This window comes from Pseudomonas zanjanensis, assembly GCF_014268745.2.
GTDB lineage: Bacteria > Pseudomonadota > Gammaproteobacteria > Pseudomonadales > Pseudomonadaceae > Aquipseudomonas > Aquipseudomonas zanjanensis.
In genome coordinates this window covers 458,385-471,721 of record NZ_JABWRB020000001.1, presented here as the reverse complement: position 1 = coordinate 471,721, position 13,337 = coordinate 458,385, and the positions used below count along the sequence as shown (strand labels likewise).

At 61.4% G+C, this 13,337-nt stretch carries 14 protein-coding genes; 4 read left to right on the top strand and 10 right to left on the bottom strand.

Going from position 1 to position 13,337, the window contains the following annotated elements:
• Positions 1-4: 4 nt before the first annotated feature.
• Both bamC and dapA read right to left on the bottom strand, forming a co-directional pair.
• Complete coding sequence (bamC, locus tag HU715_RS02250; protein WP_186704553.1) at positions 5-1,120, bottom strand: NlpB/DapX family lipoprotein; 1,116 nt, start codon at positions 1,118-1,120, stop codon at positions 5-7.
• 17 nt (positions 1,121-1,137) lie between these two features.
• Positions 1,138-2,016 (bottom strand): 4-hydroxy-tetrahydrodipicolinate synthase, encoded by an 879-nt coding sequence (gene dapA, locus HU715_RS02245; RefSeq protein ID WP_186704552.1) that lies wholly within the window; start codon positions 2,014-2,016, stop codon positions 1,138-1,140.
• A 314-nt stretch (positions 2,017-2,330) separates the two neighbouring features.
• Here dapA and HU715_RS02240 point away from each other — a divergent pair, with 314 nt between their 5' ends.
• Positions 2,331-2,891 (top strand): glycine cleavage system transcriptional repressor, encoded by a 561-nt coding sequence (locus tag HU715_RS02240; RefSeq protein WP_003184325.1) that lies wholly within the window; start codon positions 2,331-2,333, stop codon positions 2,889-2,891.
• 10 nt (positions 2,892-2,901) lie between these two features.
• Entirely contained in the window at positions 2,902-3,375 is a 474-nt protein-coding gene (locus tag HU715_RS02235; protein WP_186704551.1) for a peroxiredoxin, read from the top strand.
• A gap of 138 nt (positions 3,376-3,513) precedes the next feature.
• Here the strand turns inward: HU715_RS02235 and HU715_RS02230 are convergent, their stop codons facing one another.
• Both HU715_RS02230 and HU715_RS02225 read right to left on the bottom strand, forming a co-directional pair.
• A complete protein-coding gene (locus HU715_RS02230; RefSeq protein WP_186704550.1) occupies positions 3,514-4,584 on the bottom strand; it encodes an AI-2E family transporter in 1,071 nt (356 codons plus the stop codon).
• 30 nt (positions 4,585-4,614) lie between these two features.
• Positions 4,615-4,854 (bottom strand): sulfurtransferase TusA family protein, encoded by a 240-nt coding sequence (locus HU715_RS02225; RefSeq protein ID WP_109755885.1) that lies wholly within the window; start codon positions 4,852-4,854, stop codon positions 4,615-4,617.
• A 98-nt stretch (positions 4,855-4,952) separates the two neighbouring features.
• Here HU715_RS02225 and HU715_RS02220 point away from each other — a divergent pair, with 98 nt between their 5' ends.
• Positions 4,953-6,386 (top strand): M48 family metalloprotease, encoded by a 1,434-nt coding sequence (locus HU715_RS02220; protein WP_186704549.1) that lies wholly within the window; start codon positions 4,953-4,955, stop codon positions 6,384-6,386.
• A gap of 228 nt (positions 6,387-6,614) precedes the next feature.
• Here HU715_RS02220 and HU715_RS02215 read toward each other — a convergent pair whose 3' ends face one another.
• The 4 genes from HU715_RS02215 to rpoE form a co-directional block, all read right to left on the bottom strand.
• The gene (locus HU715_RS02215; protein ID WP_186704548.1) at positions 6,615-8,045 is read right to left on the bottom strand and encodes a DegQ family serine endoprotease; all 1,431 of its coding nucleotides are present in this window, start codon (positions 8,043-8,045) and stop codon (positions 6,615-6,617) included.
• Between the two features lie 234 nt (positions 8,046-8,279).
• On the bottom strand, positions 8,280-9,227 hold the full coding sequence (locus tag HU715_RS02210; protein ID WP_186704547.1) for a MucB/RseB C-terminal domain-containing protein: 948 nt from the start codon (positions 9,225-9,227) through the stop codon (positions 8,280-8,282).
• 12 nt (positions 9,228-9,239) lie between these two features.
• On the bottom strand, positions 9,240-9,827 hold the full coding sequence (locus HU715_RS02205; protein WP_053120046.1) for a sigma-E factor negative regulatory protein: 588 nt from the start codon (positions 9,825-9,827) through the stop codon (positions 9,240-9,242).
• A gap of 31 nt (positions 9,828-9,858) precedes the next feature.
• Positions 9,859-10,440, bottom strand: coding sequence for an RNA polymerase sigma factor RpoE/AlgU (gene rpoE / locus HU715_RS02200; RefSeq protein WP_003172477.1), 582 nt, complete (start codon positions 10,438-10,440; stop codon positions 9,859-9,861).
• Positions 10,441-10,999: 559 nt separating this feature from the next.
• Here rpoE and nadB point away from each other — a divergent pair.
• Positions 11,000-12,616 (top strand): L-aspartate oxidase, encoded by a 1,617-nt coding sequence (gene nadB, locus HU715_RS02195; RefSeq protein ID WP_186704546.1) that lies wholly within the window; start codon positions 11,000-11,002, stop codon positions 12,614-12,616.
• Here nadB and HU715_RS02190 read toward each other — a convergent pair.
• Entirely contained in the window at positions 12,585-13,037 is a 453-nt protein-coding gene (locus HU715_RS02190) for a protein YgfX (RefSeq protein WP_186704545.1), read from the bottom strand. The two genes, nadB and HU715_RS02190, sit on opposite strands and share 32 nt — an antisense overlap.
• Complete coding sequence (locus tag HU715_RS02185) at positions 13,021-13,275, bottom strand: FAD assembly factor SdhE (protein WP_003184348.1); 255 nt, start codon at positions 13,273-13,275, stop codon at positions 13,021-13,023. The genes HU715_RS02190 and HU715_RS02185 overlap by 17 nt, the downstream gene beginning before the upstream one ends.
• Between the last annotated feature and the right edge of the window lie 62 nt (positions 13,276-13,337).

Genomic DNA, 13,337 nt, shown 5'->3' with positions numbered 1-13,337 from the left:
CGGATCAGCCCAGGTTGTCCTGAATCACGCTCAACACCTTGCGGGCCACGTCGGCCGGCGCCACGGTATTGATGTTTTTCTCGACGGTGACCTGGACGTTGTCGCCGACCTTGCTCAGGCGAACCTGGTAACGCTCGGCGCGGGCTTCGACTTCTTCCTTGTCCGGCTTGCTGCCGAACAGGCCACTGAAGAAGCCAGGCTTCTCGTCTTTCCTCTCGGCCTTTTCAGCCAGGTTGATGTAGTACAGGCCCAGGCTGCGGTTGATGTCTTCAACGCGCCACTCGCCCTGCTCCAGCGCACGGCCAACGCTCGACCAGGCACGGTCCAGGTCGGAGCCAACGTTGAGCACCGGGTTGCCGCTGCCGTCTTCGTTCAGGCTGACGCGGCTCGGCGTATCGTAGTCCCGGGTCGCCAGCATCGACACCGAACCGCCCTGCTCTGCGGTACGGCTCATGCTCGCAAGCATGTCGTCCACCAGCGCAGCGTCGAGACCGGTATTGACCGAACGGTTGGTGAAGGCCACATCGGCGGTGCTGCCGGCGGGACGCTCGGCGCTGACCACGTAGATTTCACTGGTGTTGCGCTGCACGCCCGGCTCGATGCGCACCCGCACGCGGGTTTCGCTGTCGGCCGCGACACCGGCGGCGCTCAGACGCTTGGCCATGGCGGCGGACAGTTCATCGGAACGCTGCCAGGTGGTGGTGAACTCGCCGGTTTGCGGGCGCTGTTCGTCCAGGCGGAAACCGTTGTCCTGGAAGAACTGGATCGCCACGGGCCAGACTTCGGCCGGTGGGTGCTGGCCCATGACCCAGCTGGAATCGCCACTCTTCTGCAGGGTGTAGTCGCTGGCATCGGCCACGGCCGACAGCGGCTGTGGACGCGGAACGATGTATTCGCCCTTCACGCTGTCGTCCGCGACGTTGCGCGGGATCGGCAGCAACGGATCCAGGCGCTTGGCGACGCTGACGTCTTGCGGCAGTTGCATCGGTGCAGTCTGTTGCGCTTGCAGGTAATCACTACCACGGTCGCGGAAGTAACCCTCCGGCCCCCAGATCCATCCGCAGCCGCTGGTGCTGGAGATAATCAAGGCAAGTGCGGAAAGTCCGGCCATTCGCTTCATGCGTTGTACTTCCTCAATTAAACCAGGACGCCGGACTGGCGCAGGGCCTGCCGCAGCGGTTCGTGACAGGGGGTGCTCAACCAGGTCAGTGGCAGGCGGATGCCATCGTGCATCAAGCCCATTTCGACCAAGGCCCACTTCACCGGAATCGGGTTGGCCTCGATGAACAGGTCCTTGTGCAACGGCATCAGTTTTTCGTTGATGGCCCGTGCGGTCTCGGCGTCGCCCTTGAGCGCGGCCTCGCACAGGTCGGCCATTTCGCGCGGCGCGACGTTGGCAGTGACGGAGATGTTGCCCTTGCCACCCAGCAGGATCAGTTCGACGGCGGTCGGATCATCACCGGACAGCACGATGAAGTCCTTGCCCACGCCATCGAGGATGGCCTTGGCGCGCTTCATGTCGCCGGTGGCTTCCTTGATGCCGATGATGTTCGGCACGGTGGACAGGCGGATCACGGTCTCGGCCTGCATGTCGCAGGAGGTGCGGCCGGGAACGTTGTAGAGGATCTGCGGGATGTCGACGGCTTCGGCAATGTGCTTGAAGTGCTGGTACAAGCCTTCCTGGGTCGGCTTGTTGTAGTACGGGACGACCAGCAGGCAGGCGTCGGCACCGGCTTCCTTGGCGTTGCGGGTCAGCTCGACGGCTTCGCGGGTCGAGTTGGCGCCCGTGCCGGCGATGACCGGAATGCGCCCGGCAACCTGCTTGACCACGGCTTTGATCACGGCGATGTGTTCTTCTACATCAAGCGTTGCCGACTCGCCGGTGGTACCGACGGCGACAATGGCATGGGTGCCGTTTTCAAGGTGGAAGTCCACGAGTTTGCTGAGGCTGTCCCAGTCAAGACGCCCGTCTGCATCCATGGGTGTGACCAGAGCCACCATACTGCCCGCAATCATGAAACCGCTCCTGCCGGAAAAAGAGAGCGTAATGGTACTGGCGCCAAGATGCTTGTACAAGCGAACTACCATTCCCCTTGGCGTTGGTTTTCGCTACCCTTCAGGCTTTGATCGGTACCGACAAGCTCATACGCCGGTTTCCAGCCTCCGTTTTCGACGTCACAAGCCCCGATCCCGGGTTTGTCCTGGTGCACTCCTGTTGTCGCGGAATGCAGCACAACCCCGGGCACCAGGCTTGAGCCGTTCGTTTTCCGGGGCCGGGCGTCGTGTCGAGCGGCAAAGGTACCGACCGCTCATCGCTTTAGGAATGCTGCATGTCCACCCCCACAGTCCGCGAACAATTCCTTGTTATCAGTGCCCTCGGCGCCAACCCCATGGAGCTGACTAACGTCCTGTGCCGCGCCAGCCATGAAAATCGCTGCGCCGTCGTGACCTCACGCCTGACCCGTCATGGCGAATGCAGTGCACTCGTGCTCGAGATCTCCGGCAGCTGGGACGCCCTGGCGCGCCTGGAAGGCAGCCTGCCGGTGCTGGCCAAGAAGCATGCCTTTACCGTCAACGTGGTGCGCAGCGCCGCCCTGGAGAACCGTCCCCAGGCCCTGCCCTACGTGGCCTACGTGAGTTCGGCCTACCGTCCGGACATCATCAACGAGCTGTGCCAGTTCTTCATGGACCATCACGTCGAGCTGGAAAACCTGACCTGCGACACCTATCAGGCTCCGCAGACCGGCGGCACCATGCTCAACGCCACCTTCACCGTGACCCTGCCGGCCGGCACCCAGATCAGTTGGCTGCGCGATCAGTTCCTGGACTTCGCCGATGCGATGAACCTGGATGCCCTGATCGAGCCGTGGCGCCCACAAAACCCAATGTAAGGAAGCGTTCATGGCCGTTGCCGTCGACCAGCCGGTTACCGATTTCCAAGCGCCTGCCACCAGCGGGCAGACGATCAGCCTCGCCGCCCTCAAGGGCAAGCAGGTGGTGATCTATTTTTACCCCAAGGACAGCACCCCTGGCTGCACCACCGAAGGCCAGGGTTTTCGCGATCAATATGCACAATTCCAAGCCGCCAACACTGAAGTGTTCGGCGTCTCCCGGGACAGCCTCAAGTCCCACGAGAACTTCAAGTGCAAACAGGAGTTCCCGTTCGAGCTGATCAGCGACAAGGACGAGGCTATCTGCCAATTGTTCGACGTGATCAAGCTGAAAAAGCTCTATGGCAAGGAATACCTGGGCGTTGATCGCAGCACCTTCCTGATCGACAAGGAGGGTGTGCTGCGCCAGGAATGGCGTGGTGTGAAAGTGCCGGGACATGTGGATGCGGTGTTGGCGGCGGCCCAGGCCCTCGACAAGGGCTGATTTTACCTTGGGCCTGTTCAGGCCCTTCGCGAGCAAGCCCGCTCCCACAGGGGGTCTGGGTTGACCAAGTCACCGCAGATCCAATGTGGGAGCGGGCTTGCTCGCGAAGGGGCCATCAGCATCACCTGAATAATCAAGCTACAACAACGGCGCCACCACCGGCTCCTTGCTCGGCCACGCATCCAGCACCGCCTTGAACAGCGTCGCCAGGGGAATCGCAAAGAACACCCCCCAGAACCCCCACAGCCCGCCAAACAGCAGCACCGCGCAGATGATTGCCACCGGGTGCAGGTTCACCGCCTCGGAGAACAGCAGCGGGACCAGCACGTTGCCGTCCAAGGTCTGGATGATCCCGTAGACCGCCATCAGGTAGATGAACTGATCGCTCCAGCCCCATTGGAACAGCGCAATCAAGGCCACCGGCACGGTCACCACCACCGTGCCGACGTAAGGCACCACCACCGAAATGCCCACCAGCAGCGCCAACAGCGCAGCGTAATTGAGCCCCATGGTCACGAAGCCGATGTAAGTCACGCCACCGCAGATAAAAATCTCGATGACTTTTCCGCGAATGTAATTGGCGATCTGCCGGTTCATCTCCTGAGCCACGCGGGTAATCAGCGCCCGCTCGCGCGGCAGGTAGCCACGGACCCAACGCCCGATCATTTCCCGGTCCTTGAGGAAGAAAAACACCAGGATCGGCACCAGCACCAGGTAGATCATGATGTTGACCAGCAGCGGCAGGCTGGACAGCGAAAACGTCAGCGCCCATTGGCCGAACTTGCCAATTTCGCCGCGCACCACTTCGATGGTCTGCAGCACTTGCTCATCGGAGACCAGGTGCGGATAACGCTCGGGCAGCAGCAACAGCAAGGATTGCCATTTGGCGAGCATGCCTGGCAACTCATTGAACAAGGTCACCAACTGGTGCCAGAGCAACGGCACGATCACCACGAGAAACACCACCAGCACACCCATGAACAGGGCGAACACCAGCCCCACTGCCGCGGTGCCGGGCAGCCGCAGACGCTCCAGCGTCGTGACCAGCCCTTGCATCAGGTACGCCAGCACCATCCCCGCCAGCACCGGCGCCAGCATGCCGCCCAACGTGAGCACGGCGGTAAAGGCCAGGAACAACAGCACTGCCAGGACCACCGCCTCTTCATCGGAGAAGTAGCGCTGAATCCAGTCGCGTAACACTTTGAACATTAAAAATCCTTAAGGACGCTGTCGGTGTTTTCAGGCTTTTTTCAGCCAATAACGGTAGACGCCGTTTTCGTCTTCTTCATGCAGCAGCGTATGACCGGCCAATCGGGCGAAGGTGCGAAAGTCACGTTGCGAGCCCGCATCCGTGGCGATCACCTTGAGCACACTGCCGCTGGCCAGGCGATTGAGTTCCAGCTTGGCCTTGAGCAACGGCAACGGACAGTTCAGGCCGCTGGCGTCCAGTTCGGCATCGTGGGCTACAGCATCAGTCATGGGTTCGCTCCGCGGCAGGTCGTTGAGCGGCCTAGAATATCTGGTCCCGGGCCCGGTGTCCGGCTACAGTAGGGTCTTTGTCAACTAAGGCCTCGTGCATGACATTTCTGCGCCCCACCCTGCTGACGCTCGCTTGCCTGCTTGCCTCACCGGGCTTCGCCGACGACTTGCCGTCACTTGGCGATGCCAGTTCTGCCATCGTCTCACCAGAACAGGAACACCAGTTGGGCCGCGCCTGGCTGGCCCTGCTGCGCAGCCAGGTTTCACAGCTCAACGATCCACAGCTCAAGGACTACGTCGAAACCAGCGTCTACAAGCTGGTGGAGACCAGCCAGGTCAATGACCGGCGCCTGGAGTTCATCCTGATCAACAGCCCGCAGCTAAACGCCTTCGCCGCACCGGGCGGGATCGTCGGGGTCAACGGCGGCCTGTTCCTCAACGCCCAGACCGAAGGCGAATACGCCTCGGTCATGGCCCACGAACTGGCCCACTTGTCACAGCGCCACTTCGCCCGTGGCGTCGAAGCCCAGCAACGCATGCAGGTGCCGATGATGGCCGCACTGCTGGCCGGCATCGTGATTGCCGCCGCCGGTGGCGGTGACGCCGGGATCGCCGCCATCGCCGGGACCCAGGCCGCCGCCATCCAGGAACAACGGCGCTTCTCGCGCCAGAACGAACAGGAAGCCGACCGCATCGGCATCCAGAACCTGGAAAAGGCCGGCTACGACCCGCGGTCCATGCCCACCATGTTCGAGCGCCTGATGCGCCAGTATCGGTTCGACGCCAGGCCCCCGGAATTCCTGCTGACTCACCCGGTGACCGAATCGCGGATCGCCGACACCCGTAACCGCGCCGAACAGGCCAGGCCGGGCGGCATCGAGGACAGCGTGCGCTATCAATTGATTCGTGCACGGGTCCAACTGACCTATGAAGAAACCCCGGGCCTGGCCGCCAAGCGCTTCCGGGCACAGCTGGACGAGAACCCGAAGAACGACGTGGCACGCTATGGCCTGGCGATCGCGCAGATCAAGGGCGGCCAGTTGAACGAAGCTCGGGAGAACCTCAAGCCGTTGCTGGCCAAATCACCCAACGAGATCATCTACAACCTCGCCCTGGTGGACCTGGACATCACCAGCAACAAACTGGCCGACGCTCAGTCCCGCGTCGACCGAATGCTGAGCCAGTACCCGGGCAATTATCCGCTCAACCAGGTCCGCGTCGACCTGCTGCTCAAGCAGAACCGTCCCGCCGACGCCGAGAAGGCCCTGGAAACCTTGCTCAAGTCGCGCCCGGACGATCCGGACGTCTGGTACATGGTGGCCGAGACCCGTGGGCTGTCCGGCAACATCATTGGCCTGCATCAGGCCCGTGCCGAGTACTTCGCCCTGGTGGGCGATTACCGTCAGGCCATCCAGCAACTGGACTTCGCCAAACGGCGCGCCGGCACCAACTTCCCCCTTTCGTCACGCATCGATGCGCGCCAGCGGGAACTCATGGAGCAGGAGCGCATGGTCAAGGACATGATGGGCTGAGCATTCGCCAGGCATAAAAAAACCGCCTCTCTCGAGCTAATGCGGCTCACTTAAGTCGATCGAAAAAAACCGTGGCGAGGGAGCTTGCTCCCGCTGGGCTGCGAAGCGGCCCTTTTTGTGAGCGCTTCGCGCTCAAGCGGGAGCAAGCTCCCTCGCCACAGGTCCATCGTCTCTCTTGAGTAACTGCATTACTTCTTTGGAGGCGGTTTTTTTTCAGCGGCTAACCGGTCATTCGGCCAGCTTGAACGTGATGAAGCTCGCGCGCCCCTGGCGCAGGACCCGCATCGACACCGAACGATTCTTCGGCAATGCCTTGGCGATGTCGGTGAACTCCTTGGCCGAACCGATGGCCTGGTTGTTCAGGTGCGTGATGATGTCGCCCGGCTGGAGACCGATCAGCGCGGCAGGACCGTCCTGCACTTCCTTGATCACTACACCACCCTGCAGTTCCAGGGTGCGTTTCTGCTCTTCGGTCAGCTCGACCACGGCCACGCCCAGGCGGTTGCTGCTGCGCTCGACGCCGGATTTTGGCAGCGAATCCAGTTCCTTGCCTTCTTCAGGAATGGCGCCGACGGTCAGTTCGACGTTCTTGCGCTTGCCTTCGCGGATCACTTCCAGATTAGCCTTGGCGCCGGCCTTGAGAGCGCCCACCAGGTGCGGCAAGTCGGCGGACATGACGATCGGCTGGCCGTTCATGCTCAGGATCACGTCACCCACTTGCAGGCCGCCCTTGGCAGCCGGGCCACCTTCCTGGATCTGCGCCACCAGCGCACCGGCAGGTTTATCCAGCCCGAACGACTCGGCCAGATCCTTGTTCACTTCCTGGATCACCACGCCCAACCAGCCACGGCTGACCTTGCCTTCGCTTTTCAGCTGGTTGGACACGTCCATGGCCACGTCGATCGGAATGGCGAAGGACACGCCCATGAAGCCGCCCGAACGGGTATAGATCTGGGAGTTGATGCCGACCACTTCACCGTCGAGGTTGAACAGCGGGCCACCGGAGTTACCCGGGTTGATCGGCACGTCGGTCTGGATGAACGGCACGTAGTTTTCGTTCGGCAGGCTGCGACCGATGGCGCTGACGATGCCCTGGGTCACGGTATGGTCGAAGCCGAACGGCGAACCGATGGCCACCACCCATTGGCCGGCTTTCAGGTCCTGGGATTTGCCCAGCTTGAGCACCGGCAGGTCCTTGCCTTCGATTTTCAACAGCGCCACGTCGGAACGTGGGTCGGTGCCGATCAGCTTGGCCTTGAGCTCGCTACGGTCGGCCAGGCGCACCAGGATTTCGTCGGCGTCGGCGATCACATGGTTGTTGGTCAGGATGTAGCCATCAGGCGAAATGATGAACCCCGAGCCCAGGGATTGCGCTTCGCGCTGGCGGCCACCACCGGGCGAGCGCGGCTGTTGCGGCATGCCGCGCTCGAAGAACTCCCGCAGCATGGGCGGCAAGCCTTCCAGGTCCGGCATCTGCGGGTCCGATACACGGCGATCCGGCAGCTTCTGGGTGGTGCTGATGTTCACCACGGCGGGTGAAGCCTGCTCGACCAGTTGCGTGAAATCGGGCAATTCCACCGCCACGGCAGGAACGGCCTGGCCGAGCACAAGCACGGTGGCAAAAATGGAGAGATAGGTTTTCAAGCGTGGTATCGACATACGGCTCCCGTTACGACGAGCATGGTTAAGCGATATGGAGCAAGGAATACCAGGGAAAGATACGCCGGTATTTTTGTTCCGGGAACAGACAAGGCCAGAGCCGAGCGGCTCTGACCTATAGAAAAAAAGCTGAGTTTTTGCAAATGAAAATGCTGACAGGAAGTTTCGGCATTTCGATCAAGCCCTGGCGTCATCGGCCTCTCGCGCAATCGAATCACCCGTGCAGCCAGCAGGTTATTGGGTCGCCGTGACGTCAGAGCGCATGGACAGCGCGATCCGTTCCGCCGTACCGATAGGAATTTCACCGACCACCGTGACCATCATTTCGCCCTGGGGCGTCGTCAGCCTGCGAGACACGGCCGCCGTCGGACCGAGCTGAGTACGGGTATCGGTGGCGTTGGCACCGTTCAACGGCTCCAGGAACACCGAGAAGCGCGCCAGCCCGTCGTCATACATCAGGCTGCTGACTTGGACCTGGGAATCCGGGTCCTTGCGCGCGGTACTGCTGGTCAGCTCGAAGCCGGGCGGCAGCCAGTCCGAGCGCCAGGCGGTTTTCGCCGCGACGGCCTTGCCAGGATCCTGCGTGACGGCCTTGCAATCGGCGCTGGCCTGCAAATCAGTGTCTGCGGGCGCGGCGAGATTCATGCGGGTGAACTGGAAGCGCTCGAGCAACTGGCCCTTGTCATTGAGTAACAAGGATTTGAGCGGCAGGCCGGTTTCTCTGTCCAGGTGCAGCTCGAAGCCATAGCGATGCTGGTCCTTGGGCGTCAGCGCAACGATGACCGTTTGACGTCCGGCCACACGTGATTTGCCAATGACTGCAAGGTCATACCAATTCTTGAGTTTTTGCGGATCGAGCGCACGTGAAGTGCTGTCCGGCGTATTGCCCAGCCCCGGGATCAAGGAGCCGCTTACGCATTGAGTATGCCCATCAATGCGCACGACTTCCTGTGCCGAGCCGTCGAGCTGGAGTAACCGCTCGCGGACCTTGCCATCCTGGACGCGATGCCAGATGTTATGGGTAGAAAAACTACCGTTGCGCTCGTAAACGAAAGTGCCCTGGAAGCTCTGCTGTTGCTCGGCTTGACTCAGGCGGTTCAACCAGTCCTGAGCCTCATCGGCATGGGCTGGAATTGCACACCAGCCACCAAGCAGAAGCGTGAATAGAGGTATGGCGCGCAATGGCTTTCCTTATTAACGGTTTTCCAGGCTGGCGGCACGGGCGTAAGGCAGCGCGCTTTCGGTACCTTTCAGGGCAGCTTGCTGGGCATGCTGACGCAGGTAGTTGGGCAGGCGCTGATCATGCCAGCCAGGCTGGCCTTGCAGAACACCGTTGGCCATTGGGCCTGCGGTTTCCGAACCTTCGCTGTAACCGGCCAATACCGCTGGGCCCTTGACCTGTGGAGCGGCCAAGCCAGGCTGGTTGGACTGCTGCGCCATCTGCACGCCAGCAATCTCATCCTGGTTATACAGGCGTACACCCGCCAGTACAGCGACGGTGACCGACGCGGCTACCGCCAGGCGACCCAGGCTGCGCCATGGTCCGCGAGATGCTTTTGCCGGTACGGCTTCGTCAGCCAATGCAGCAGAAACGGCGGCAGCGATGTCCAGGCGAGGAAGCAACAAGTCCTTGTGCATCACAGCCCGGGCGATCTGGTAACGAGCCCAGGTCTCACGTGTTTCAACATCGTCGAAGGCATTCAATACCCGACGTAATTCAAGTTCGTCCGCTTCGTTGTCCATAACTGCGGACAGCGATTCCTGCAGGGCTTCACGACTCATGGCGTTCCTCTCTTGGCTGTCGCCGCTGTCTCTAGTTTTCCTGCAACAACGGTTGCAGGGCTTTATCAATGGCCTCCCGAGCGCGGAAAATCCGGGAGCGCACGGTGCCCACAGGACATTGCATGACGCTCGCAATGTCTTCGTAACTCAGACCGTCGAACTCACGTAAAGTTAAAGCCGTACGCAAATCTTCAGGCAGTTGCTGGATGGTTCGATGGACGGTGCCTTCGATCTCATCCCGTAGCAACGCACGTTCCGGTGATTCGAGATCCTTGAGGCCATGATCGCCATCGTAGAACTCGGCATCTTCAGAACTTACATCGCTATCCGGCGGCCGGCGGCCGCGTGAAACCAGATAGTTTTTCGCCGTGTTGATGGCGATGCGGTAAAGCCACGTGTAAAACGCGCTGTCCCCGCGAAAATTACCAAGTGCGCGGTAGGCCTTGATGAAGGCTTCCTGAGCGACATCCTGCGCTTCATGGGTGTCGTGCACGAAACGCACGATCAACCCGAGAATTTTGTGCTGGTATTTCAGCACTAGCAGATCGAAAGCTCGCTTGTCGCCGCGTTGGACGCGCTCGACCAGCTGCTGATCCTCTTCCTGGGTTAGCATGAACACTCCTCGATAAGCTCGAAGGAGGCTTGCATTACTAATTGACCGGGCTTGCAAACATAGACTCGGGCTTTTCGCAAAAGTTCTCCCCCTTCCAAGCAAGTTTCCGACGCGCTCTGATCTCGGCACGCACGAAAAACGCAGCAGGAGATTCCCCGGCTGCGCGAATAATCTGTCGCCGGGCCTATTGGCAGGGATTCCAATCGAAATCCTGCATCAACCCGACGCTGCTCCCTTTTGCAGACAACCGTCTATTGAACGTAGGCGCCTGGCAAAAGTTCCCGCTATTTCCAGCGTCGCAAATAGAATAATGGACGACCATGACGTGATAAACAGCGTTCTGTCTTCGAAACAGACGCCTTTGTCGACTCAGAGCCAACCGGCTGGTCCGACGAAGCGTGCCGCTTTTCTGTCACACTGGTTTCACATTGCCATGAATGCCCGGCTATTGTGCCGATCCCCCCCTCTATATACTAGTGGGCTGCGTGGCTGCCCGACCCGTTGAAGCGGTGTCTGGCGCCAACCCCGACCCGGGTCGCCTTGAGCGGAAACCATTCGAATGAGCCAACAGTTCCAACATGATGTTCTGGTAATCGGCAGCGGTGCCGCCGGATTGAGCCTGGCCCTGACCTTGCCTGCGCATTTGCGCATCGCCGTCCTGAGCAAGGGCGACCTGGCCAACGGTTCGACCTTCTGGGCCCAGGGCGGCGTCGCCGCCGTGCTGGACGATACCGACACCATTGAATCCCACGTCGACGACACCCTCAACGCTGGCGGCGGCCTTTGCGATCCGCAAGCGGTGCGCTTCACGGTCGAGCACAGCCGGGAAGCCATCCAGTGGCTGATCGACCAAGGCGTGCCGTTTACCCGTGACGAACAATCGGGCACCGAAGACGGCGGTTTCGAGTTTCACCTGACCCGCGAAGGCGGCCACAGCCATCGGCGCATCATTCACGCAGCCGACGCCACGGGCGCGGCGATCTTCAAGACCCTGCTCGCCCAGGCGCGACAACGGCCGAACATCGAATTGCTGGAACAGCGCGTCGCGGTCGACCTGATCACCGAAAAACGCCTGGGCCTGGACGGTGATCGCTGCCTCGGCGCCTACGTGCTCAATCGCGGCACCGGCGAAGTCGACACCTACGGCGCGCGCTTCGTCATCCTGGCGTCCGGGGGTGCGGCGAAAGTCTACCTTTATACCAGCAACCCCGACGGCGCCTGCGGCGACGGCATCGCCATGGCCTGGCGCTCGGGTTGCCGGGTGGCGAACCTGGAGTTCAACCAGTTCCACCCCACCTGCCTCTACCACCCACAGGCCAAGAGCTTCCTGGTGACCGAGGCCCTGCGTGGCGAAGGGGCTCATTTGAAACTCCCCAACGGCGAACGCTTCATGCAACGCTTCGACCCGCGCGCCGAACTGGCACCACGGGACATCGTCGCCCGGGCCATCGACCATGAAATGAAGCGCCTGGGTATCGATTGCGTCTACCTGGACATCAGCCACAAGCCCGAAGCGTTCATCAAGAGCCACTTCCCGACGGTGTACGAGCGCTGCCTGGAATTCTCCATCGACATCACCAAGCAACCGATCCCGGTGGTGCCAGCGGCACATTACACCTGCGGTGGCGTGATGGTCGACCAACGGGGCCGCACCGACGTGCCGGGCCTCTACGCCATTGGCGAAACCAGCTTCACCGGCCTGCACGGCGCCAACCGCATGGCCAGCAACTCGCTGCTGGAATGTTTCGTCTACGCCCGCTCGGCGGCAGCGGACATCCTCGAGCAATTGCCGCAGATCGCCATTCCGGCCGCCCTGCCCTCGTGGGACGCCAGCCAGGTCACCGACTCGGACGAAGACGTGATCATCGCTCACAACTGGGACGAGCTGCGGCGCTTCATGTGGGACTACGTCGGCATCGTGCGCACCAACAAGCGCCTGCAACGGGCGCAGCACCGGGTGCGCTTGCTGCTGGATGAGATCGACGAGTTCTACAGCAACTACAAAGTCAGCCGCGACCTGATCGAGTTGCGCAACCTGGCCCAGGTGGCCGAACTGATGATTCGCTCGGCCATGGAGCGCAAGGAAAGCCGGGGGCTGCATTACACCCTCGACTACCCGAACCTGCTGCCCGAGGCGCTGGACACTATCCTGGTGCCACCCACCTACGCCGACTGAACCTGAGCTGCACCCGCAGGCGCCGATGGACATCCGGCGCCAGCGCGTCGCGGGGCACGCACAGCGAGCGAACCCGCCGCTCCCCCTGCAGGCGAAAGCGCAGCACGATGATCATTGGCAGCGCCAGGCTGTCGGGGCGCAATTGCACAGCCCGCCAGCCGTCAGCCCGGGTCCAGAGCTGCCAGCCAGCGGCGTTACGACGTAACCCGCAAAAAGCCCGGCGCTGGGTCAGCAATAGATGTCGAGGGATCACCCAGGCGCCATGAGCCAGGCACACTACGACGCCAAGCGCTGCGCACCAGGACGGCACGGACAACAGGAACAACGAACCCAGGGCGAACGCCTGGGCAAGCAGATAGGCCGCCAGCAACTGCCCGGAGGCCTGCCAGCGGCATTCGAAGCGATTACTTGGGCTGGACACGGTCCAGGATCATCCGGACCATGCGCTGCAACTCAGGGTCTTCGGATTCGCTGCGTTCCATGAACCAGCCGAACATGTCCTGATCCTCGCATTCGAGCAAGCGGACGTAGCACGCACGGTCCACTTCATTGAGATGGGGATAAACCTCTTTCACGAACGGCACCAGCAACACGTCCAGCTCAAGCATGCCGCGGCGGCTGTGCCAGTAGAGGCGATTCAGTTCAACGTCTTCGACCATGGAGCGCTCCTCAAATAGAGCGCAAGTATACAGGCCCCACCGCAGCGGAACAGACAGCTTTG

What these genes read in the sequence shown, in the direction of transcription:
- bamC (WP_186704553.1), bottom strand. Translation starts at nt 1,120, where the DNA reads ATGAAGCGAATGGCCGGACTTTCCGCACTTGCCTTGATTATCTCCAGC.
- dapA (WP_186704552.1), bottom strand. Translation starts at nt 2,016, where the DNA reads ATGATTGCGGGCAGTATGGTGGCTCTGGTCACACCCATGGATGCAGAC.
- HU715_RS02240 (WP_003184325.1), top strand. Translation starts at nt 2,331, where the DNA reads ATGTCCACCCCCACAGTCCGCGAACAATTCCTTGTTATCAGTGCCCTC.
- HU715_RS02235 (WP_186704551.1), top strand. Translation starts at nt 2,902, where the DNA reads ATGGCCGTTGCCGTCGACCAGCCGGTTACCGATTTCCAAGCGCCTGCC.
- HU715_RS02230 (WP_186704550.1), bottom strand. Translation starts at nt 4,584, where the DNA reads ATGTTCAAAGTGTTACGCGACTGGATTCAGCGCTACTTCTCCGATGAA.
- HU715_RS02225 (WP_109755885.1), bottom strand. Translation starts at nt 4,854, where the DNA reads ATGACTGATGCTGTAGCCCACGATGCCGAACTGGACGCCAGCGGCCTG.
- HU715_RS02220 (WP_186704549.1), top strand. Translation starts at nt 4,953, where the DNA reads ATGACATTTCTGCGCCCCACCCTGCTGACGCTCGCTTGCCTGCTTGCC.
- HU715_RS02215 (WP_186704548.1), bottom strand. Translation starts at nt 8,045, where the DNA reads ATGTCGATACCACGCTTGAAAACCTATCTCTCCATTTTTGCCACCGTG.
- HU715_RS02205 (WP_053120046.1), bottom strand. Translation starts at nt 9,827, where the DNA reads ATGAGTCGTGAAGCCCTGCAGGAATCGCTGTCCGCAGTTATGGACAAC.
- rpoE (WP_003172477.1), bottom strand. Translation starts at nt 10,440, where the DNA reads ATGCTAACCCAGGAAGAGGATCAGCAGCTGGTCGAGCGCGTCCAACGC.
- nadB (WP_186704546.1), top strand. Translation starts at nt 11,000, where the DNA reads ATGAGCCAACAGTTCCAACATGATGTTCTGGTAATCGGCAGCGGTGCC.
- HU715_RS02185 (WP_003184348.1), bottom strand. Translation starts at nt 13,275, where the DNA reads ATGGTCGAAGACGTTGAACTGAATCGCCTCTACTGGCACAGCCGCCGC.